General features: G+C 60.7%; 11 protein-coding genes. 1 reads left to right on the plus strand and 10 read right to left on the minus strand.

Annotated elements, in window-relative coordinates:
* Positions 1–29 precede the first annotated feature (29 nt).
* The 7 genes from nrfF to nrfA all read right to left on the minus strand — a co-directional run bounded on the left by nrfF (position 30) and on the right by nrfA (position 7,767).
* Positions 30–1,235, minus strand: coding sequence for a heme lyase NrfEFG subunit NrfF (nrfF, locus tag ACW5XC_RS06615; RefSeq protein ID WP_042055826.1), 1,206 nt, complete (start codon positions 1,233–1,235; stop codon positions 30–32).
* The gene (locus ACW5XC_RS06620) at positions 1,232–1,834 is read right to left on the minus strand and encodes a DsbE family thiol:disulfide interchange protein (RefSeq protein WP_042055828.1); all 603 of its coding nucleotides are present in this window, start codon (positions 1,832–1,834) and stop codon (positions 1,232–1,234) included. Before ACW5XC_RS06620 ends, nrfF begins: the two co-directional genes overlap by 4 nt.
* Positions 1,831–3,798: a heme lyase NrfEFG subunit NrfE gene (gene nrfE / locus ACW5XC_RS06625; RefSeq protein WP_042055830.1), complete on the minus strand. Its 1,968-nt coding sequence runs from the start codon at positions 3,796–3,798 to the stop codon at positions 1,831–1,833. The genes ACW5XC_RS06620 and nrfE overlap by 4 nt, the downstream gene beginning before the upstream one ends.
* A 163-nt stretch (positions 3,799–3,961) precedes the next feature.
* Positions 3,962–4,915 carry a cytochrome c nitrite reductase subunit NrfD gene (nrfD, locus tag ACW5XC_RS06630; protein ID WP_042055833.1) on the minus strand — a complete coding sequence of 318 codons (954 nt, stop codon included), beginning with the start codon at positions 4,913–4,915 and terminating at the stop codon, positions 3,962–3,964.
* Between the two features lie 87 nt (positions 4,916–5,002).
* Positions 5,003–5,683, minus strand: a complete 681-nt coding sequence (nrfC, locus tag ACW5XC_RS06635; protein ID WP_042055836.1) for a cytochrome c nitrite reductase Fe-S protein — start codon at positions 5,681–5,683, stop codon at positions 5,003–5,005.
* On the minus strand, positions 5,680–6,279 hold the full coding sequence (gene nrfB, locus ACW5XC_RS06640; RefSeq protein ID WP_042055838.1) for a cytochrome c nitrite reductase pentaheme subunit: 600 nt from the start codon (positions 6,277–6,279) through the stop codon (positions 5,680–5,682). The genes nrfC and nrfB overlap by 4 nt, the downstream gene beginning before the upstream one ends.
* A 51-nt stretch (positions 6,280–6,330) precedes the next feature.
* Entirely contained in the window at positions 6,331–7,767 is a 1,437-nt protein-coding gene (gene nrfA, locus ACW5XC_RS06645) for an ammonia-forming nitrite reductase cytochrome c552 subunit (RefSeq protein WP_407842920.1), read from the minus strand.
* A gap of 726 nt (positions 7,768–8,493) precedes the next feature.
* On the opposite strand from nrfA, the gene ACW5XC_RS06650 reads away from it, so the two are divergent.
* Positions 8,494–19,176 carry a retention module-containing protein gene (locus ACW5XC_RS06650; protein WP_042055840.1) on the plus strand — a complete coding sequence of 3,561 codons (10,683 nt, stop codon included), beginning with the start codon at positions 8,494–8,496 and terminating at the stop codon, positions 19,174–19,176.
* Between the two features lie 98 nt (positions 19,177–19,274).
* Here ACW5XC_RS06650 and glpC read toward each other — a convergent pair whose 3' ends face one another.
* From glpC to glpA, 3 genes are read right to left on the minus strand one after another with little or no spacing between them, the layout of a single operon-like run.
* On the minus strand, positions 19,275–20,477 hold the full coding sequence (gene glpC / locus ACW5XC_RS06655; RefSeq protein ID WP_042055842.1) for an anaerobic glycerol-3-phosphate dehydrogenase subunit GlpC: 1,203 nt from the start codon (positions 20,475–20,477) through the stop codon (positions 19,275–19,277).
* A 51-nt stretch (positions 20,478–20,528) separates the two neighbouring features.
* Positions 20,529–21,794, minus strand: a complete 1,266-nt coding sequence (glpB, locus tag ACW5XC_RS06660) for a glycerol-3-phosphate dehydrogenase subunit GlpB (protein WP_042055845.1) — start codon at positions 21,792–21,794, stop codon at positions 20,529–20,531.
* Complete coding sequence (gene glpA / locus ACW5XC_RS06665; RefSeq protein WP_042055847.1) at positions 21,784–23,457, minus strand: anaerobic glycerol-3-phosphate dehydrogenase subunit A; 1,674 nt, start codon at positions 23,455–23,457, stop codon at positions 21,784–21,786. The genes glpB and glpA overlap by 11 nt, the downstream gene beginning before the upstream one ends.
* Between the last annotated feature and the right edge of the window lie 69 nt (positions 23,458–23,526).

Genomic DNA, 23,526 nt, shown 5'->3' on the forward strand with positions numbered 1-23,526 from the left:
TCCTGAAAAGAAGCAATGGATCTGTCGGGCTAGCCCCCCATCATCCGCGCTGTCTGAATTGCTTCTATCAGCGCGGCCCGATTGATGCGAGGGCGCTCGCCATCGAGCAGTTGCTGCCACAGCGCAATGGCCTGACTGTAGCGACCATGCAGGAAGTGATCGGAGGCGAGCAGCATCAGGGCACTCACTTCCCCCGTGTCCTGCTTGAGGGCGCTCTCCAGCAGGCGTGTTGCCTCGGGAGTCAGCTGCTGGCCCGCCTGATAGTAGAGCACGGTGGCTTGCGCGGCCTGGGTCGCTGCACTGGCGCCTCCCTCCAGCAGAGCAAGACGCTGGTAGGCGAGCAGGGCGTTGTCGTACTCGCCCCGATAGAGATAGAGCTGGCCCAGCGCCGCCCAGCTGTCGAGGTCGGCGGGGTTGCGCTGAAGTTTCTGATGCAGACTCCCCAGCTCCTTGTCCTGCAGATCCCGCGGGCTCAACCCCGCCAGCGGATCGGGACGGGATGCATAATCCTGCCATGCCTGATAGCGGCCGCTGCTGAAATACACAGCGGCAACGGCCGCGATGGCCATGATGCCAAGCAGCAACAAGGCCCGCCCGTGCCGGTTATTGCGGCCGCGATTGTCATGCTGGCTGGCCAGTTGCGCACGCAGGGTCAGCTCAGCCGCCGGGATGGCGTTGGCCAGGCGGGCGGCGCTCAGCTCCCTGTAGAGTGGTTGGTCGGGGGAGAGGCCTGCCTGCTCCCCGTGCATGATCAGCAAATTCAATTCGCTGCGCGGATCGGCGGCGGGTTGATAGATTGACTCATCGATTGCCTTAACGACAGGGATGGGTTGCGCCTTAGTGCGTGTCAGGCGGCGAAACAGGGTCAACAGTGCCAGCCCCAACAGCAGCAGGGGACCGCCCCACAGCAGCGCCGTGCTGGCCTTTAAGGGGGGATCGTAGCGGACGAAATCGCCGAAGCGCTCCGTCATGCGGGCGATCACCTGCTCATCAGACTGTCCCTCGTCCACCCAGCGGTAGACCTCTAGCCGCAGATCTCGGGCGATGGGGGAGTTGGACTCCACCAGATTCTGGTTCTGGCACTGGGGGCAGCGCAGGACGCGGGCCAGCTCTTGCGCCCGATTTTGCAGCTCGGGGTGGCGAAACTGATAGGTATCGACCCCGCTGGAATATGCAGTTGCACTCAGCAGCATGCCGAGGGCCAGCAGGGTGCAGGCAAGAGAACGGCGCATCATGGCTGTGTCTCCCGAGCTGATGTTGCAATAGATGGCGCAATCGCGGGTGCCGTTGTAGCGGCCTTCATTTGCGTGTCCGCTCGCGCCTTGTCGAGCAGGGGGACAAACTGGCGCAGCCAGATCCCTTTGGTAAGCTCGCCGGTATGGCGGGCGAGCAGGGCTCCATCGGCATCAAAGAGATAGGTTTCCGGCGTGCCGTAGACGCCGAGCTCCAGCGCCAGTTTGCCGTCGGGGTCGGCCAGTATCGCGCGATAGGGGTTGCCCGCTTGGATAAGCCAGGCGCGGGCTGCATCCCCCTTGTCCCGGTAGTTGAGACCGTAGAGGGGCACTGTTGCCGCGAGCTCGCTGAGCAGCGGATGCTCGGCGCGGCAGTTGGCGCACCAGCTGGCCCAGACGTTAAGCACAAAGGGCTCCCCCTTGAGGCTGGTGGTCTGGATCTGGCTCCCGTCCAGCAGATTGTCGCTCTGCCACGCAGGCAGGGTACGGCCGAGCGTCGCCTCATCCTGGCTGTAGGGATTGTTGCCAAGGCCGAGCCAGAGCAGGATGCCGAGGCTTAGGGTCAGCAGCAAGGGAAGAAAGAGGCGCAGGCGGGATCTCATAACGCCTCCTGTTCGAGCCGGGGATGGGAGGCGCTAACCACAACGGGGCGGGAGGCAAGCAAGGGGCGACGGGCGAGCAGGCGCAGGGTGCCGCCCGCCATCATCAACAGGCCGCCGAACCAGATCCAGCGTACCAGCGGCTTGTAGTGCAGCCGCATGGCATAGGCATCTGGCCCCATCTTCTCACCCAGCACCACGTAGAGATCGCCGAACATTCCCCACGCGATGCCCGGTTCGTTCATGTTCATGGTGCGCACGCTGTAGTGGCGCCGCTCAGGCGTCAGCCGCGCCACCTCTTTACCGCTCTTGTGCACGCTAAGCGTGATCCGCTCGGCGGTATAGTTGGGGCCGATCACCGGCTCGCGCCCCTCATAGCGAAACTCGAAGGCGCCGAGCTGGTAGGGTTGGTTGGCACCGAGCACTGTGCCCCCCTCCTGACTGTGGTCACTCACCTGCGCGATGCCAAGGGCGCACACCGCCACCCCGAGGTGGGCCAGCAAGCTGCCAAACCGATTGAGGGTGAACTCGCGCAGCAATGTCGGTTGCATGAGCGGGAGTAACAGACTGGCCATCAGCCAGAGGCTCACCATATTGGCGAGGATGCCAATCCAGCTACCGGAAAACGATCCCTGTTCCAGATAGGCAAGGCTAAGCAGCCCGCCGCCAAGCAGCCCAAACAGCGGCGGCAACAGCGAGTTGAGCCGGGAACCTGCCGCAAGCTGCTGCCAGCGCAGGCGCGGCAGCTGGGTCATCAGCCCCATCAGGCAGAGGGCCAGCGGCACGAAGATGGTATTGAAATAGGGGGCGCCCACCGACAGCGAGCCCAGATGGAGCGACTGGAACACCATGGGGTAGAAGGTGCCGAGCAGCACGCTGGCGCAGGCCACGCAGAGCAGCAGGATGGCGGCGCCGAGCAGCCCCTCTTTTGACAGTAAGCCAAAGCGGGCATAGGGGGCGCGAATGTCCGCCCGCAGGGCAAACAGGGTGAGGGCGCAGGTCAATAGCAAACCGAGCAGCAACAAGAGGGTGAGGCCGCGGCTGGGGTCCACCGCAAAGGCGTGCACCGAGGTGAGCACCCCGGAGCGCACCACGAAGGTGCCGAGCAGGCTCAAGGCGAAGGTGAAGATGGAGAGCAACAGCACGGCGTGGCCGTAGGCGCCGCGCTTCTCGCAGACAATCAGGGCGTGCAGCAGGGCGGTGCCCAGCAGCCAGGGCAAGAGGGAGGCGTTTTCTACCGGATCCCAGAACCACCAGCCGCCCCAGCCGAGCTCGTAGTAGGCCCACCAGGAACCCAACACGATGCCAGCGGTGAGAAACACCCAGGAGCCGAGCGCCCAGGGGCGGCTCCAGTGGGCCACGGCACCATCGAGCCGACCCGAGTGCAGCGCCGCCATGGCGAAGGCGAAGTTGACCGAAAAGCCGACGTAACCGAGATAGAGCAGGGGCGGGTGGATGATAAGGCCGATATCCTGCAGCATGGGGTTGAGATCGCGCCCCTCCAGCGGCCCCGGGAACTGGCGGTCAAACGGGCTGGAGAAGATCAGGGTATAGAGGCCGAACAGCCCGACGATCAGCCCCATGATGGCCAATACCCGGGCTGTGATCAGCGGATCGACCCGCTTGGAGCAAAGGGCCACCAGAGCGCCCCACAGCCCCAGCGCAAAAACGAAAAAGAGCATGGAGCCTTCATGGCCGCCCCATACCGCTGCCAGCTTGAAGCCAAGAGGCAGGGCGCTGTTGGCGTGCTGGGCCACATAGCTGACGGTGAAATCATCCTGGCCAAAGCAGCTGGCGAGCAGCAGCAGGGTGGCCAGCAGCAGGATGGCATTGATCAGCGCCAGCGGCGTGGCGCTGCGCAGCAGAGTCGGGGAGGCGAGCCGGAATCCCAGCCAGGGCAGCAGCCCTTGCAGCAGGGCGAGCCCGGTCGCCAGCAACAGTGAGAGATAGCCGAGCTCCGCCAGCACATAACCTCCAGTCAATCATTCGTCTATGTTATGCCGCAGCGTCTGCACCGTACCGGCGCTGGGGGATAACATCCACACTCCTGGCAACAACCAATCGCAACAACTCATCGCCACAAATAAGCGCCAGTCACCCGAAGGGCGGCTGGCGCCGGTGAGTATACGGTTACACGACTGTCATCTGGCCAGCATAAAGCACGAAGTAGCGCAGCAGCAGGATCCCCACCAGGGTCAGGCTGCAGACCAGTACCAGATGGCCGTTTTGCTCCCGCAGGGGCGCCGGGGTCAGCAGAGCCAGCAGCTGGGGCAGCAGCATGCCGATGCCCACCACCCCGAGCCAGAACACCTGAGCCCAGAAACCGCTGCCGATGGCCGCCCACATCGCCACCTCTTTCTGGCCGCCACCGAAGTAGAGGCCGGTAAAGAAGCAGACCAGCAGCAACACCTCCACCGCCAGCACGGGTCGCTCGAAGCGATGCACAAAGCTCACCCCCTGGCTGTGATGGTTCTCCTTGAAGAGCGTCACCGCCAGCAAGATGGTGGAGGCGATGCCAGAGCTGATGCCCGAGACCAGAAACAGCACCGGCAGCACCGGGTTGTTCAAGAGCGGATAGGTCTTGAGGGCCGACAACAGAAAGCCGGTGTAGGCCCCCAGCAGCACGGCAAGCAGCAGCAAGAGCGGCGCCAGCAGCCGCTCGATGCGGGCAAGCCAGCCAATCAGCCCATCCACAAAAGCGAACTTCTCTTGCAGCAACCGGCCGCGCAATGTCTCGATCTCGGCCCGAAACACCACCGCCAGCCAGGCGAACAGCACCGCCATATAGAGCTGAAACAGCATGACCCCCATCGACATCACGGAGTCGAACTGGTAGTGGAACATCAGCTTCCAGAAGGTCCAGGGGCGGGCCAGATGGAAGATAAGGATCAGCAGCCCCAATATCACGCTCGCTGGCGCCAGAATGGCGGTCGCCTTGATGATGCCGCTCTCGCTGCCTGCCCCCTTGCGGCGCAGCAGCACCGAGAGGGTGGTGGCCCCGGCGGAGATGCCGAGCAGAAAGAGATAGATAGCGATGGGCCAGTCCCAGACAAGGGAAGGGAAGTGAAATGCGTCATGCAACATGATCCATTCCTCCTTCTATGACTGCGGTAGATGGCGTTCGGACAAATCCCCAGACAAGGGAAGGGAAGTGAAATGCCGCTTGCATGGTCATGACGTTATCTCCCCTTTGGGCACGCGGTACATCTTGGGCGAGGTGCCGAGTGCCTGCTTGTAGCGATAGGTGGTCTCCTTCACCAGCCGTTGGGCAATGGGGCTGTCCGGGTCATCCAGATTGCCGAACACCAGCGCCTTGGTGGGGCAGGATTCCACGCAGGCCGGCTCCTTGCCCGCCGCCAGGTTGGTCTTGCGGCAAAAGTCGCACTTGTCTGCCACTCGGGTCACAGGGTTGATAAAGCGCACCTGATAGGGGCAGGCGGCGAGGCAATACATGCAGCCGACGCAGAGATCCGCGTCGACATCGACGATGCCATCCTCCTTGCGGATATGGGAGGCGCCGGTGGGGCAGACGTGGACGCAGGGGGCGTTGTCGCAGTGCTGGCAGGACTTGCGAAAGAAGCGGTACTCGGCATCGGGAAATTCACCGATGGGGCCTGAACGGATGATCTCGAGGCGCGAGACCCCTTCCGGTACTTTGTTCACTTCCCGGCAGGCATCCATGCAGGCGGTGCAACCGATGCAGGCCGTCTCATCGTGGATCATGCCATAGCGTATCCCGTCGATGGTCTGGCTGTGGGCAAGGGGAGTGGCAAGGGAGCGAGTCGGCCCCGTCATCATGATAAGGGCCCCCGCGCCCATGCCCGCCATAAAGTCACGGCGAGAGCAGCTCATGATGCCTCCTTGCCGGTAGCCGGTTTGGACTGCTCCTGCCGGGCCTTGCTGGCCTCATGCTGCTTGCTGTGGCAGTCGACGCAGAGCTTGATGCGGGATTTTTCCGGGATCCCCACCATGGGCTCCTTGGCCGGATGCAACTGGTGGCAGCTGGTGCAGGTGAGCTTGGTGGCGTGCACGTCGTGGGCCCAGAGCGCCTCGCGCAGTGGTTTGGGCTCGTGGCAGCTCATGCAGACTCCATTCTGCTCGCTGATGGGATAAAGCTTGATGCTCTCTTTATCCTTCAGGCTGTGGCTGAAGCGCATCACATCCTTGACCCCTTCCCGGTGCTGGGGGGAGGGCTGGCCGTGGCAGTTGGTGCAGGTGACAGGTGCCAGGTTGTTGGGATTGGTCGCCTGACCATGCTTGCCGTGCATCCCCTCGCTCTGCTCCTTGTGACAGTCGGTACAGGCCTTGTCGGGATTGCGTAAAAATTCCACCTCATGTGTAGCTGGAACAGGGGTAGCTGCCGGCTCGGCCGCCTGACCCTGCAGGCTGGTGAGCAACATGGCTGCCATCAGCATCAGTCGTAAAAAATCCATCGTTAAATCACCCATAGGAAGCCTCCATCCATTGCGGGCCAGGTTTGGCCGTGCCCGCAGGCGACGTTACTGTGCCAGCCGTCCGGCCGCTTTAGCCTCGGCATCCCAAGCGGGGACCGTGGTCTTGAGGAACTGGGCCTTGTCGCTGTTGAACTGCTTCATATCCATGCCAAGGGCCGCTTGCGCTTTCTCCTTGGTGGAGATGTCGGGGATGGCGATTTCGTGGCTGATCCCCTTGCTGGCCAACAGGCGCGCCAGCTTGGTGCGGGCGTCAGCGGCTTTATCCAGCGCGCTGCCAAGTACCTTGAGGGCCACTTCGGGAGCGTGCATCTGCACCCCGTGGGAGGCGATGGCGTAGTCCCAGCGCCACTGGGCGTGACGGATGTCCTGCAGAATATCCTTCATCTCTGCCTCGGTGGCGCCGGCATCCCAGGCCGCCTTGGCTTCAAAGTGGGCGTGTACCAGCTGCTTCTCGACCTTCAGCTTGGTCTCGATTACCGCCTCTTTGCGCTGCTTGACGATCCCTTGCAGCATCTCCTTGCTCTGGGTGTGACAGTTGCGGCAGGTTTGTTCGAAACGATCGAAGGGGTTGCCCACCTTGTGATCCGTATAGACCTTGCCCTGTTCGTTCTGCACCTTGGGCATGTGGCAGTCGACACAGGCGACGTTGTTCTGGCCGTGGATGCCTGCGCGCCAGGTTTCGTACTCGGGATGCTGGGCTTTCAGCATGGGGGTTTTGGAGAGGGCATGGGTCCAGTCGGCAAAGCCGATTTCATCGTAATAGGCCTCCATCTGCTCCACAGTGGTGCCCTTGTCCCAGGGGAATTTGACCGCCTTGGTGGGGCCGCTGAAGTAGTACTCCACGTGGCACTGGCCGCACACCTGGGACTGCTGATCAAAGCGCCCCTGATCCTTGAACGGCTTGCCGATGGCGGTCATGGCCCGATCGGCATAGGGACGGGAGAGGTGCAGGGCAGGTTTGCCCTCCTTGAACTCCTTCGAGGCGGTGTCGTGGCAGTCGGCGCAGCCGATGGTGTTGACTACTTCCGGCCCGCCTTTGGCCCACATCCCCTTGAAGTAGCCATCCTCACCCTTCTCGTTGATAACGCGGGCCACATCCGGGCCTTTGCAGCTCCAGCAGGCCATGGGCAGGGGGCCATCTTCGGCGGTCTTGGGGGCGCCGGTACGCAGGGTTTCCCGCACATCGGTCAGCGCATAAAAGTGACCCCGCGGCTTGTTGTAATCCTTGGCGAAGGGGTAACCGCCCCACAGCACCACCATGTTGGGATCTTCCGCCAGCGCATCGGTGCGTTCCTTGCTTTCGCTGGTGGCTTGCCAGCTGGTGAACTGATCGGCGTGATCCTTGGCGAACAGCTCGCTGCGCGCCTCTATCTTGCCATTGGTGGTTGCGTCATCAGCCAGTGCCCAGCCGCTTGCACCAAGCCAGCTGGTCAGCAGCAGGGCGGCGAGGCCCAGTTTGATATGCCTGTGTTGTGAACCCACGTTTATCACTCCCAGATAAATGTTTTGGTCTCGTCTGACCCGTTCCATCTTGGTGTGGATCTTCCCCCCGTCCGGCGGGGTGGGCAGACATTCGCTTGCGGGTGAATAAAACCGCGCAATATATGATTGCTCGAGGGTTACCCTAACAAATAGGTAAATTTAATGATGATTTATCGGAGGGAGAGTTGTGCCAGATCAATTGGTGCACAGGATTGATCGCTGAAATGAGATCTGGATTAAATTTTATGGAAACTCAACTTCTTGTTAACTGCCGAGCATTCGATGGCAGGAGTTTGAACGGTACAGCTACGTACTGGCACTTTTTGCTGCTGATCCTGATTGCTGCCGTATTGTTCACACATTCTGGCAATGTTTCATGCTAATAATTGACTAAATATGCAATATTGCGGTGTTATGGCATGAGCTGTTGACCTTCGGATTATGATCCATTTATTGAAGCTGCAGTGGATTTATCGTCAAACGACAGAAATAGTCACATGGAGTCTGGTAGACCTGTTAATAAAGGTGATGCGATTGGGGTCATCCAAATCTCATTTCATTTAAAAAGGCCTGTTAGATGCACAATCTTGTAAGTTATGGCCATTTTATGGCAATCATTGTCGAAAATAGCGAAAAGACCCACTTAGTCTGGTGCGGTATGATTATTGAACAGACAAGTACCCTGTAGGTACTGATGTTGGTGGTTAAGGTTTTGCTGGAGGTTGTATGGCAGAGTTGCAAATTGAAAAGTCCACGGTGATCACCCAACTCGAGGGCTCCGTGTTTGTCATCAGTGCAGATGGATCTGTCATACGAGCAAAGGTGGGGATGGCATTGCAGCCGGGGGATCGCCTGCAAGCTGCCCAAGGTGGCCACTTTCAACTAACCGAGCCGGGCAGTGAGCCTGCTGGTGAGCAAGATATGGCCGCCAAACCTGAGCCCGCCACACCTGCTGCTGATGGGCAACCGGCCGATCCGGAACTGGCCTCGTTGCAAGAGGCGATCCGTCAGGGTATTGACCCGACCGAATTGTTCCAGGAGACCGCCGCCGGTAATGCAGCCGCTGCGGGTAATATCGGTGGTGTAGCCGGTTCCAGCTCGGGTGGTTTTGTTGTGGTCGATCGTACCAATGATGCCACCCTGGCCGAGGCCGGTTTTGATACCGACCATGCGGTGCAACCTGTCGGCGATGAGCTGCTGTTTTCCGAAGAGCGCGATTTCTTTGCCGCCATCACCATCACTGAGCCCCAAACCAGCGACAACATTATCAACGCCGATGAAGCGGCTGGCGTCATCATTCGTGGTGTGGTGGATGATGTGGAGGTAGGCCAGCCGGTCACCGTCACCCTTATCGATCAGGCGGGCAATTCACTGACGGTGACGACTGTGGTACTGCCCGGCCTGGTGTGGGAAGCCAATTTTGGCGATGTGACCGGCAAGCTGGTGGATGGCCCGTTGCAGATTGTGGCCAATACCCAGGATCAGGCGGGCAACAATGCCAGCGACGCCGGACAGACTCTGCTTGACACCATCACCACCATTACCCTCGATCTCGCCGATGAGAGCGACACCGGCGCCAGCCAGATCGATGATCTGACCCGCGACAATACCCCGCTGCTGCAAGGGAAGGGGGAGCCCGGCGCCATCGTAACCCTGAGCCTTGGCGGCAGCGTGCTCACCGTCCTGACGGTGGATGCCGCCGGTAACTGGCAATATCAGCTGCCGCAAACCCTGGCCGATGGCCAGTACCAGTTTCAGGTCAATTCCGTGGATATTGCCGGCAACCGCGCCAGCGATACCCTCGTTATCAATGTCGATACTCAGGCATCTATCGACATCGATGATCTCGATACCACTGCCCTGTTTGGCAACAGCAGCGCCACCCTGAGCGGCTCCACCAGCAATGTGGAAGCGGGTCAGAGTGTCACCATCACACTTGTTGACAGCAATGGCCAGCCGTTGTTGACCACCTCGGCACAGGTGGGGGCCGATGGCCGCTGGCAGGTATCAGGTCTTGATCTCTCCGGTATCAATCAATCCTTTGAAGTGCGTGCCAGTGTCACCGATCTGGCGGGCAACAGCGCCAGCGATGGGGCGCCGCTGATCGGTCAGAGCGAAACCCTGACGCTCTCCGAAGCCGGATTGGCAGGTGGCCCGATCACCACGACCGGCAGTCTAAATACCGGTGCTGGCCAGGATGGCAATCTGCAAGTCCAGTTCGCCGCTGATCAGAGTGCCTTGGAAGGGCTGGGGCTCATCAGCCATGGCGCGCCCCTTGGCTACACCATCAACGGTCAGACCCTGACCGCCAGTGCTGGTGGGGCGACTGTCTTCACCCTGACCCTCAACAATGACGGAAGTTACCGCATCGTCTGGAGTCAAAGCCTGGATCACGGTCAGGACGTGTTGCGCCTGCCGTTCAACCTCGAATATCGCGACAGCGACGGCGATCTGGTGAAGGCGCCGCTGGTGATCAATCTGGTGGACAGCAATCCGCCCAACTTTGACGTTGATCTCCCGCCCATTACCCTGACCGAAGATGCCTTTATCAACGGTGCTGCCGTAGTGGGTGAGAGCCGTTTTGTAGTCAAACACGGTGTCGATCCTTTGTTGGTGGATTCGCTGGTGTTCAGTAATCAGAACAGTACCCTGACTACCCTCAACGGCTCGGGTCTTGCCAGCGATGGTCATCCGCTGACCTTTGAATTTGCCGATGATCGCACCTTGGTGGGTTACTACCTGGATGGCAGTGGCCAACGGGTGGAGGTGCTGCGCGCCGAATTGAATGCGCAGCAGCAGGGCAGCGATCTGGCTGGGCGGGTGGTGGTCACCCTCACCGGCCCGCTCGATCATCAGGGGAGCGACATGCTTTCCCTCGATTTGCAGGTGAGCGCCAACGAGATAGATGGGGACAGCACCAGCGCCAACCTGACCCTGACCGTCAATGATGGCAGTGATCCCGCATTGGGCATCGATAAGGAGGTCGCCCTGCAAGAAGGGGGCAACCAGAGCATCGATGGTCAACTGCCGGTGACGGTGGGGAGTGATCGTCTGGTCTCCCTCAACTTTGAGGCTAACCAACCGGCGCTGGCGGGGCTCACCAGCCAGGGCAAGGCGACGAGTTACGAGGTTCAAGACAACCAGCTGATCGTCAAGGATTGGCTGGGCAAGACGCTCCTCACTGTTACCATCGGGCTGGATGGCAAATACAACGTCTCGCTGAACGGTGTGTTTGACGAACCGGAAGCGACCAACAGCCTCAATCTAGGCCTGAAAGTACAGGGCACCGATTTTGACGACGACAAGAGCAACCTCGGTACCCTCAATATCACCATTACCGATGGTGCCTTGCCGCAGGTCGATCCTGTCTCCCTCACGCTCACCGAAGATAGCAACTGGCAGCAGGGCCAGACTCTTGACGGTGATCTGACCATCACCGCAGGCAGCGATCCGCTGGCCAGCATCACCTTCGATGCCAACCAACTGGGGCTGCAAGGATTCACTTCGGGCAAGCAGGCCGTGACCATCACGGTGGCCGATCATCGTATCGAGGGGCGTACCCCAGATGGCAAGCTGGTGTTTGAGCTGACCCTCGGTAACGATGGCAAATACAGCTTTACCCTCCATCAACCGCTGGATCAGGGCAGTGCCGACAACCTGCTCAAGGCGGGCTTTACCCTGCTCGACAGCGATGGTGACAAGGTCTCCTCCACTATTACCGTGGCGGTGGGGGATGGTGCCAATCCGACCATCTCCGCCGTGACCGGCACCACCATCACCGAGATGGCGCAAGGGGAGACGGCTGCCGTCAGCACCATGAGTTTCTCGGTCGCGCACGGCAGCGATGCCCTTGACCCCAACTCTCTTGGTTTTGATATCGCCGCTATCCAGAGCACCCTGACCGGACTCACCAGTCACGGCAACCCGGTCACTTTCACCGTCGATCCCGCAACCGGCCAGCTGGTCGGAACCGCCGGTGGCCAGGTGGTGCTGCGCGCCGAGCTGAGCCTGGTCGATAACAACGGTAACTGGAGCGTCACCGCCAAGGTCACCCTGAGCGGCGAGCTGGATCACAAGGGGAGTGAATCCCTCAACCTGCCGCTTGCCGTCACCCTGGCTGACAAGGATGGCGATCGCATCGGTACCACGCTGCCGCTCACCATTGCGGACGGCAAGGCGCCGAGCTTTATCCCGGGCGCTGGTGTGACCCTGGATGAGGGGGGCCTCACTGGCAGCAACAGTCTGAGTCAAACCGGTCACTTCGATGTGCAAGCCGGGTCGGATCGGGTGGTCGAGGTGGCCTTTGCCGATGCCAGCGAACAGCCTGCGCTGACCGCATTGGGTAAACCGGTGCAGTACGAGCTGGTGGATGGTGACCCGCTGATCCCTGGCAGCCAGCTCATCAAGGGCTATGTGATGGTGGATGGCCAGCGGGTCGAGGTGTTCGAGGTCAAGCTGGTTGGCAGCCTCGATCAGGCAGGCAAGAACGGGTTTGACTATCAGGTCACCCTTTATCAGGGGCTTCATCAGGGCGGCAACGCCGTGACCGAGCTGCCCATCAAGGTGATCGTCAACGATTACGACAAGGCGGGTGGCAACAACGACAGCACCAGCGGCACCCTCAATATCCAGATTGGGGAAGGGGAGAAACCGACCCTCACCCTGACTGGCGTCACCTTAAGCGAAGGGCGTTTCGATGGTGCCAACTCGGCCGTGGATGACCAGCAGACGAGCGGCAAGATCACCATCAAGGCTGACTCGGATCCGGTGACTGATGTTCGACTGACCCTCTCCGGTCAGGTTATGGATGCCAGCGGCAAACTCATTACCCACAATGGCGAAGCATTGACCTGGAAAGCGGTTGGCACGGATGGTCACACCTTCCAGGCAGTGACCAGCGGCGGCCTGGTAGTGATGACGGTGTCCATCCCCACTGTGCCAGCCAGCATTGCCGCTCACACTAGCGCAGAGATAGGTTATCAGGTGACAGTGCATACCAACCTGGATCACGGGGCGGATGACAAACTCAACCTGACCTTGCCCATCAAGGTGACCGACAGCGATGGCAGCAAAAATCAGGGCACCACCACTGTCACGGTGACTGATGGCATCAACCCGATCATATCCGCCATTGAACCGGTTCGGGTCGAGGAGTCGGATCTCGATGCAGTGAACGGTCAGCATCCGGGGACCACACCTGCAGAGAGTGGAGAAACCGATAGTGGCAAGGTGACCATCACAGCCGGTTCGGATCGGGTTGCCTCCCTTGAGCTGGATGTGGCTGCATTCAATCAGGTCAATCACCTCACGTCGGGTGGCAAAGCGGTTACGCTGGCTCCACACAGCACAGGCTGGTATCTGGCTACGGCCGAGGGGGGCAAACCCGTTTTCTGGGTCCACCTCGATGTTAACGGTAGTTACAGCGTTCATCTGGTAGGCCAGCTTGATCACGGTGCACAGGGCAAGGATGAGTTGACCATCGAAGTGCCGCTGTTTGTCACCGATCATGATGGTGATCGCAGTCCGAACGTCAGTGTGACCGTAACGGTGCAGGACGATATGCCCATCGGCTCCGTGCTGGCTCATACCCTGAGCGAGGGGAGCCGTGCCGTGACCGGCGATCTGCTGCCTACTGCCAATGAAGGTGCGGATGGTGCCCGCGTCGAGTCGATTACCATCAATGGCCAGACGTACGCCATCAATGGCTCTTTGATACAAGATGTGATGAGCCCCGATGGCAAGCAGGTGATGGGAACCCTGACCATCTCTGCCGATGGCTCCTACTCCTTCAAGCCTGCGGCCGGTTTCAATCACGATGCAAGTCAGCTCAGTCAGGTGGTGACAGCCCATCTGGTCGATGGCGATGGCGATCGTGCAGACAGCACACTGACCCTCAATCTGCAGGATGAAGCGGTGCGCTTTACCGTTAGCGCAGCCATTGGTAACGAAGATCAGGGGTCGCAAGACCCGAGGCTGGGTATCCCTATCAACATGCAGCTCGATATTGGCGATTTCGATCGCGGTGAGCATGTGGATCAGCTCCTGATTCAGGCGCCTGCCAATGCCCATGGCACCTTCTATTACAACGGCGTAGCGCTTACCACTACGGCTGATGGCAAGTGGTTTATCGTGCCGCCTGCGGCCATGGTGACCAGTGATAATGTTCACTACAGCACTCAGGGGGTGACCTTTGTGCCTTCAAGCAACTGGTCGAGCTGGAGCAATGGCGGTCAACCACTGCACTTCCAGGTGCAACTGCAGGTCGGTGTCACCGAAGGGGCGGCACCTGCGGCCGTAACGGGGGATCTGGCTGTGACAGTGCGCGGCGTGGCCGACAAGCCGATGTGGGACACAGCCAACACCACTCGCCACTATGACACCAATGAAGACAGCACGGGTATCAAGCTGGACGTCAAGGCGAGCCTGACTGATACCGACAGATCCGAGACGTTGACCTATCAGATCAAGCTGGAAGCGGGCAAGGGAACCCTGATGCTCAACGGTGCCGAGCTCAAGCCAAATAGCAGTGGCATCTACACCGTTTCGGCCGGCAACATCAACAAGGTGACTGTGGTTCCGGGCAAGGATTTCAGCGGTGACATCAAGCTGTCGGTGACGCCGATCAGCACCGAGAAGAACCCGATCGCTACGGGCCAGGGTACGGCGCAGGGAGACAAAATTGATCTGGTGATCAACGTCAATCCGGTGGCCGATGACGCCAAGCTCACCGTGCGTGACATTCAGGGCAAGGAAGACACCCTGCTCGATCTGGGCAGCAAGATCGCCCTTGCTCATCTGGGTGACAAACTTGATGGCTCCGAGCAGATGTTTGTCCGCATCAGCGGCCTGCCCGCCGGTGCGACGCTGCTGCTGGGGGGCGTTGCCGTCAGCCAGAATGCTGCCGGGTATTACGAGGTGCCCTTTGAGCGCATCAATGAGCTCAAGCTGCTGCCGCCCAAAAACAGCAACGTCGATTTCGATCTGACCATCAAGGGGGTGGTGAAAGACACGGCGACCTTGACCGATGCCAATGGCCAGACCCATACCGTGGTGAACGAGAAGGAGACCGGCTCCCAGACCATTCATGTGGATCTGGTGGGGGTGGTGGATCAGCCTCACTTCGAGCTTGGCAATACCGGTTGGGTGGTCGAGGGGACAGGCTATGCCACCACAGTGGGTGAGGATGGACGGGCACCGCTCAACTTTACCCTCACCTCGGGCGAGTGGGTCGATACCCCGCACGACACTTCCGAGAGCCTCAACGTGGTGCTGCAAGGGCTGCCGGAAGGTGCCCGAGTCTTTGATGCCAACGGCAAGGAGCTGACCCTTACCTTTGCCGGGCTCGATGCCAGCGGTAAACCGACCTATCAGGTCAATGTCTCCGATTTTGGCAACCTGCTTATCCAGCCGCCTCACAACAGCACGGCGGATTTGAACCTGATCGCCAAGGTGGTGGTGACCGAGAACGATGGCGACCACAAGAGCTTCGATGTGCCGCTGCATATCAAGGTGGAACCCGAGATTGACGCCACCGACTACAGCAAAACCAGCCATGGCCTGGAAGATCAGTTCACCGTGCTGGACTGGCATCCGACCCTTACTGACGGTGCCGAGAAGGTCACGGCGCTGAGTCTCTCCGGGGTGGAGGATGGTTACCAGATCTGGCTGCGAGTCGGCGGTGTCGAGAGCCAGTTGACCGTAGTCAGTGGCAAGGTCACCCTGACAGCCGCCCAGCTCGACAGCCTGCTCAAAGGGAGCCAGCTGCTGATGAAGGCGCCGGAGGATAGCGATCGGGATACCAATATCCAGAGCCACGTCACCGTGACCCAGCACGATGTGGATTCGGGCGCCGTGGCCGAGAAGGTGATCGATGGCAATCTGCATGTCGATATCCAGGCCGTGGTGGAGTCCGATGGCAAGCTGGTGCAGACCGGCGGCCCCCTTGAGAGCCACCATGGGCAGGATATTCCCTTGAATGGTGTCTTCGTGTTCGATGACAGGGATCCGACCAGCGATGAAGTCATCGACTATCTGGTCATCAGCGATCTGCCACCCGGCTTCGTTGTGGTGGGTGGGATCAACGATGGCATGGGCAACTGGACTGTGCCGAGTAGTGCGCTAGGCAATTATTCTTTACACGCTCCCGATGGTTATCCTGGTGGTATCGTCACATTCAAGGTCAGTGCCAAAGTGATCGATCTGGGTGACAACAGCGAGGGGGATGTCAGCGCGCCAGTGTATCGGGAGCTGACCGTCCAGGCCGAGTTCAGTGGCTCGACCAACTCTGGGCAAATTGCGGCCGACGTCTATTTCGACAACGCCAGCCCCATCACCGGGGTGGAAGATTATCGCGTCAACTTCGGCACCCAGCTCAAGAGCATGGTAACCCTAGGGACTGCAGACATTGCTGACGACGAGCTCAGCATCGTGATTACTGGCCTGCCAGCAGGGGTGAATGTACAGGGGCTGACCTATGACTTTGTCAATGGCGAGTATCTGATCAAGCTGCCTGGCGGCCTCGGTGATCTCGACAAGTTGACCCTGACCCTGCCAGAGGACTACGCCGGTGATGGCCTGCATTTCAATGTGCGGCTGGTCAACACGGATACGGTGAGTGGCGACACCAAGGTGGTGGAGAAGGACGTGTCGCTCTCCATCACCCCCGAGGTGGACGTCAACGGTGGTCGTGATGGTATGCCGAGCCTGCAGCTGGATGTGAAGGATGTCAACGGCGACGGACAGCCGGACAATCTGGAAGATAGCGAGATCCACCTCGATCTCTCGGTGAAACTGGCCGATATCAGCCCCTCCATCGCGGGCGGCGGTCTCGAAACCGTGGAGCGGGTCACCATCACGGTGGATGCGAGATATGGTTACTTCCTCGATGGCAGCGGCAAGCCGGTCAACACCCTGGTGGTCAACGACGTGGCGGCGCTCAAGGATTTGGTGTTTGTGCCCAAAGAGCATTTCAGCGGTCAGGTACCGCTCGACATCAAGGTCGATATCGTCGATACCGCGCTGGTCGGCGGCCAACAGGTGACTGACAGCGGCAGCTGGAGCGGCCAGGTCGGCTTTGAGGTGAGACCGGTCAACGATCCGGCCCAGCTTTCGGTGCATAGCGTCACGGGGAGCGAGGATGGCACGGTCAACCTTGCCGGATTTGGCGCAACCCTCATCGATAACGATGGCTCGGAGCAGATAGTCGCTCTGCAGATCAAGGGGGTACCGGATGGCTTCACCCTGTCGGCTCCGGCGGTCAACAATGGCGGCGGCGTCTGGCAGATCCCGGTGGGGACCGATTTCTCCAAGCTGACCCTGATCCCGCCAGCTGATTTCAGCGGCACCGTGGAGCTGTCGCTGAGCGCCTTTACCCTCGACAAGGGGCTCACCATTCCGCTCGAAACCAGTGGCAGCTTTACCGTCACCGTCAATCCGGTGGGGGATGCCCTTATCGCCGACATTCAGGATCAGGCGAGCGGTACCGAAGGGGATGTGATCACGCTGGATCTGGGGCTGGAGACCCGGGATAACCAGCCAACCGGCGGCAGTGCGGGTAATGTGCATGAGAACAAGCCCGAGCAGGTGCGGGTCACTATCGAAGGGGTGCCTGATGGTGCCGAGATCCGCTTGCCAAATGGCGTGGCGGGGACGGTTGTTGATCTGGGTGGCGGTCGCTGGCAGGTCACTACCGAGGGCGGCAAGCTGGGTGCGGTCGAGCTGGTGACCAATGATGCTAACGGTGCACTGGATCTCAAGATCACCGCCCAGAGCCTCGACAACGGCGCCCTTGGCCCCGAGGTTAATGGCACCATCCATGTGGATGTAAGCCCGGTCAACGATGCGCCAATCAACGTATTGCCAACGACCCCTCAGGTCGCGCAGGAAGATCAGCCCTTCGTCATCCACGGTTTGCAGGTGAAAGATGTGGATGCGGGCAACAGCCCCATCAAGATCACCCTGTCGGTGGAACATGGCACCCTGACGCTACCTGCTGGCAGTGGCGTGACGGTGGTCGGCAACGGCACCGGTTCGCTGGTGCTGACCGGCACGCTGGCCGATCTCAATGCCTTGCTCTCTGGTGGGGTGAGCTATCAGGGTGAGCAGGACTTCAATGGCCAGGATCAGCTCACCATGGTGACCAATGATCTTGGCAATAGTGGTAGCGGCGGCGCGCTCAGCGATACCGACGTGGTAGCCATCGAAGTGCAGCCGGTCAATGATGCCCCGGTCAATCAGCTGCCTGGCAGCATGACGGTGAAGGAAGATGGCTCCCTGTCGCTCTCCGGCGTCAGCGTGAAGGATGTGGATGCAGGCAGTGCGCCTGTCTCCATGGTGCTGCGGGTCGAACATGGTGTACTGACCTTGCTGGGTGCAACCGGTGCCGTGATGGTGCAGGGGGCGGGTACCAGCGAGATCACTCTGGTGGGGTCGCTGGCTGATCTCAACCAGTTGCTGGCAAGCAACCTGCACTATGAACCGGCCAAAGATTTCTGGGGAGAAGATACCCTTACCGTTACTACCTCCGATCAGGGCAACAGTGGTGCGGGCGGTTCTCTGAGCGACACCGATCAGGTGACCATCACGGTCACTCCCGAGCCGGATATGCCGGGTCTGACGGTAGATCAGCATGCGTTCCATGCCTTGCAGGGGGCCGTTATCCCCCTTGGCATCAACGCCAGCGTGGTCAATCCGGCCACCGGCGAGCTCTCCATCCGCATCAGCGGCCTGAATGGGGCGCAGGTGCAGGACGAGCATGGTCAGAGCGTCGGTCATGCCGATGGCAATGGCGACTGGCTGATCCCGGCCGATCACTCGGTTCCGCTCTACTTCAGCGGTTTTGGTGACGGTGACCATGTGCTGGGGATCAGTGCCGAGTCGAATGTCGGCGGTTCAACCGTCAGCACGCCCCTTGAGACCATTACGGTGCACGGCCAGAGTGGTCATGAGCTGGTCGGTTCCGATCAGGGGGATTGGCTGTTTGGTTCCTCCGGCGATGACCGTCTATTGGGGGGCCATGGCAACGACATTCTCACCGGCGGGGCTGGCAGCGATCTCTTCGTTTGGCAGCAAGGGGATGAGGGTAGTCAGGGGCTGCCCGCCATCGATACCATCACCGACTTCCATCCGGAGCAAGGGGACAAGATCGATTTGGCTGACATGCTGCAAGGGGTCACTGGCAATGGTGTCGATGATCTGCTCAAGCATCTCTCCGCCTCGGTGACCACAGGGAGCAATGGCCTGAGCGATGTGAATCTTTCGATTTCCCCCGCGGGTGATGGCCAGATAACCCAACAGATCACCCTGAAGGATGTGGACCTGACCAGCTGGAATCTCACCAGCACCTCGTCCCACGATATCCTGCAGAGCATGCTGGAAGATCAACATAGCCTGATCATCCAGCACCCCTGATAGCGAGCGTGAAGCGTAAAAAGAAGAGCCGGCAATTGCCGGCTCTTTGTTTATCTCTGCGTGGATTGTTTTTATGCGGCCGCAAGGGCCGAGGGGATTCAGGCCAGCGCCTGGGCCAGCAGGTGGATCGGATGTTCACAGCGGAAGCTGGTGCTCATCTCGATCTGCCATTTGCAGGTCTCGCAGTCGGTGATCACCAGATCGGGGGAGAGGCGGTTGATTTGATCAAATAGCCCCTCGCCGATGGTCTGGCTGGTCTGGTAGTTCTCCGACTTGAAGCCGTAGGTGCCGGCGATGCCGCAGCACTGGGACTCCAGTACCGTCACCTTGACCCCGGGAATGGCGCGCAGTAATTCGAGGGTGTAGATGACGCCCCCCATCTTCTCCATGTGGCAGGGGGTGTGGTAGGCGATGTGCAGATTGAGCGGCTTCATCGCCGGTTTGTTGCCCTTGTAGAACTCGTTCCACAGGAAGCGAGTCACTAGTGAGATGCGATCTCGCACCTTGTGGTTGTCCTGCTCCAACAGGTGGGGATATTCATCGCGCAGGGTAAAGCCGCAGGTGGAGGAGGTAGCCAGCAGCGGCATCTCGTTGCCGAGCAGGGAGTTCTCCATCTGCTTGATATTGAAGGCCGCCTGCTGCTTGGCCTTGTCCATGAAGCCGTTGGCAATCAGCGGCACGCCGCAGCACTTCTCCCGCTCCAGCAACTGCACGCCGATGTTCATGGCGTTGAGCACCTGCACCAGCTCCTTGCCGAGTTGCGGGTGGTTGTAGTTGACGTAGCAGCCGTGGAAATAGGCTATCTGGCGCTCATAACGAGCCTGAGTCTCTTTCTGCTTCTTGTACCAGCCGCGGAAGGTGCCCTGGGAGTATTTGGGCAGGTCGCGGTGGGAGGAGACCCCCAGCGCCTTGTCCAGCACCAGCTTCATCGGCTTGAGGCCGGTGGTGAAGTTGACCACCGGAGCCATCAGGGTAGACATGCTGCCCATCAGGTCGGTGTGAGAGAGCACGAACTCGCGGATCCCCGGTTTGAAGCCGCTGTACTTGTCTTTGGCCTTGGCGATGATGTCGCCGATGCGCACTCCGCTCGGGCAGGCCACTTCGCAGCGTTTGCAGTTGGTGCAGTGCTTGAGGGCGTTGTCAAACAGCTCCGGGCTCTTAATCCGCAGCCGCTCCCCATCCGGGCCCGCCTGTTTCGGGCCGGGGTAGGCGGGATTGGCCTTGGCCACCGGACAGTAGGCGGTACAGACGGTGCATTTGATGCACTGATCGAAAGTTTGGTTGGCATGATCCAGTAGCATGTCAGTTCTCCTCCCGTAGGGTGTGAAGGCACGGGATATGGGACGAAGTAATCATTGGGCGGCGCCCAGAATATGACCGGCGGCCTGCCAGCCGGTGGCAACCGCGACACCTGAGCCTGACCCCTCCTTGATGGGGTCATAGTGCGCCAGCACGCTGCCGGCGCCGTAGAGGTTGGCGAGCGGCTTGCCACCGCGAAGCACTCTGAGCTTGTCGTCGGTCTTGACCCCGAACCCCATAAAGGGGTGGTGGTCGAACAGGCGGCGACCGGCCCAGGCGTCGCGCTCCTCCAGACTCAGCACATCGGCATCGAAGATGGGTTCGCGAATGCCGCGCAGGCGGGACTCCAGCCCGCGGCTAAAGAAGCTGCCGGAGGCGAGCACGAAGTTGTCGGCTTCAAACAGCTGATCATCACCATTCTGGGTGTGTACGCCGACAACCCGATCCCCCTCGTAACGGGCGCCCAGCACCCGCTCGCTGGTGAGGAAGGTGCCGCCAAGGGCCATGAAGCGGCGCTTGAGCGCCTCCTGCATCCGCATGCCAATCAGCGACGGCGGCATGGTGGCCACCTCCTTGATGGTGCAGCCGGTACGCTGCTCCAGCTCCGCCAGGCGCGGGCCAACCAGCCCCAGCGACAGACAGGCGGGTAGCACGATGTGGCGGCAGTCGGGCACGCCGCTCTCCTGCACCATTCGACTGATCTCGCGGGCCAGGTCCGCCACCAGATGGTGCTTGTCACACAGGCGCGCGATGTCGGCAGAGCGAAACTCATGGGGATTGCGGCTGAATTCGGCCAGCTGGGGCAGGCGGATTTCGCCAGTCAGAATGCGGCAGTGGGCGAAGCGCGGATGGGTCGCCAGATTGGCCGCCGCCAGTGCCGGGTGAAAGTCGCGAAAGCCCTCGAGGGTGGCCAGCAGCAGCACGTCCGGGATCGGCGCATCGGTGACACAGGCGCAAGTATCGGGGGAGAGCCAGGTGCGCTTGAGGGTACCGATGGGAGTCAGGCGCTGGTGATTGGTCTCGTGGCGAACCAGCGGCAGCCCCTGCTCGGCGCAGTGGCGCTGCAGATCGGCCAGGCTCGCTTCGATATTTTGCATTCCTACTTTGCTGTAGGGGTGATCCGGATGGGCTGCCATAAAGGCGGGCAGGGCAGCGCGGGGATCGCCCTCGCTTTCCAGCAGATCGATTGAGCCGGAGGAGAAGTGCAGGGCACTCTGGCCGGAGGCCATCAGCAGGGTCTTCTGGCCCGCCTCTACCAGCCGCAGGGCGGCCGAGAGTCCCGCCATGCCACCGCCGATAACGATATTGTCAAACTTCATGACGGCTCTCCTTGTGAGTGGTCTCGCTGGTTGGGCTGCGAGGCGTATCGGCAACCAGCTGCGGCGCCGTCCACTCCCCCAGGCCAAACAGCCCTTCGTAGATCCAGTAGGTGAACTCGGCCTCGCGCAGGGCATCGCCCCACAGGACGGGGCGGGTCCCCTTGTAACGCTCCTCGAGGAACTGGCGCAGCATGACGCAGGCCTGACGACCGTCAGCCTTGCCATACTCCTGCATCAGACCGGCGGCGCGGTAGGCGCACAGCTCGCCCTGACAGGGCCCCATCCCCAGACGGGTGCGGCGGCGCAGATCGATGAGGTTGTCCACATCGAGCTCGCGCAGGGCGTATTCGATTTCGCCCGCGGTGACCATTTCGCACTCGCAGATAAGGGCGTTGGCCTTGGGATTGTCACGGAAGAAGGCAATGACCCGCTCGCCGTGGCGGTATTGGGCTGAGCCTTCGACCGGCACCGAGAGACCGGGAGCGGAGACCTTCTCCGGATCCCGCGAGCCGGGCAGACTCAGTTCGGCGGTCTGGCAGGGTTTGTTGTTGCCAAGCTTCTTGGCCAGCAGATCGGTGGCCCACTCAGCCATCAGGCGGTAGGTCATCAGCTTGCCACCGGTGATGGTGTTGAAGCCCTTGAGACCGTCGCGTTCGGCGTGATCCAGCAGCACAATACCGCGACTGATGTTGCGGCCGGTGTCGTCACCGTCCACCGCTACCAGCGGGCGAACGCCGGCGTAGGCGCGCAGCAGACGGGTGCGCGCCATGATGGGAGCGAGCTTGATCCCCTCGCGCAGCAGCACCTCTACCTCTTCCGGTTCGACGGTGAGCTGGTCAATCTTGTTGTAATCGATACGGCTGGAGGTGGTGCCGATGAGGGAAATGGTATCGCCCGGTACCAGAATGTCCGCATCCGCCGGTTTGCGGGCGCGGTTGAGCACCAGCTGGTTGATGCGGTAATCCATGATGAGCAGGGAGCCCTTGGCCGGGAACATGCGGATGCCGAGATCGGCGTATTCGCAAATTTGCTGGCCCCAGATGCCGGCTGCGTTGATCACCTCCTGACACTCCACCTCGAACGCTTCGCCGGTGCGGGTGTTGATGGCCTTGACCCCGTGCACCCGATCCTGCGTGCGGAGCAGCCCCAGCACCTTGCTGTGGGTGAAGATGCGGGCGCCATGTTCTTTCGCGTCCAGCACGTTGGCCGCGGCGAGGCGGAATGGATCGACCGTGCCGTCCGGCACATGGATGGCGCCGATCATCGCCGGGTTGGCATTGGGCTCGAGCAGCAGCGCTTCGCGGGGATCGAGCTGGCGAGTTTCAATGCCGGCCAGGGCGCAGGCATCCATAAAGGTGCGTTGGAAATTGATGTCATCTTCCGGCAGGGTGAGGAAGAGACCGCCGGTGTCCTCGACACAGTGGCTGGCAATCCGCTTGAGGATGCGGTTTTCCTGGATGCATTCGCGGGCGGATTCCTGATCCGTCACCGCGTAGCGGGCACCGGAGTGGAGCAGGCCGTGGTTGCGGCCGGTGGTGCCAGCGGCGATATCATCGCGCTCGAGCAGGATGCAGTCGATGCCGCGCAGTGCGCAATCGCGCATGATGCCGGCCCCTGTGGCACCGCCGCCTATGATGACGACTTGTGTGGTTATTCTTTTCATTGTTGCCCGTCTCATCTCTTCCAGATGAGGCCAGTGTGGCGCACTTCTGAGTGAAAATGTTTGATATGG

The sequence above is a fragment of the Aeromonas sp. 25-AL00135 genome (genome assembly GCF_054052385.1).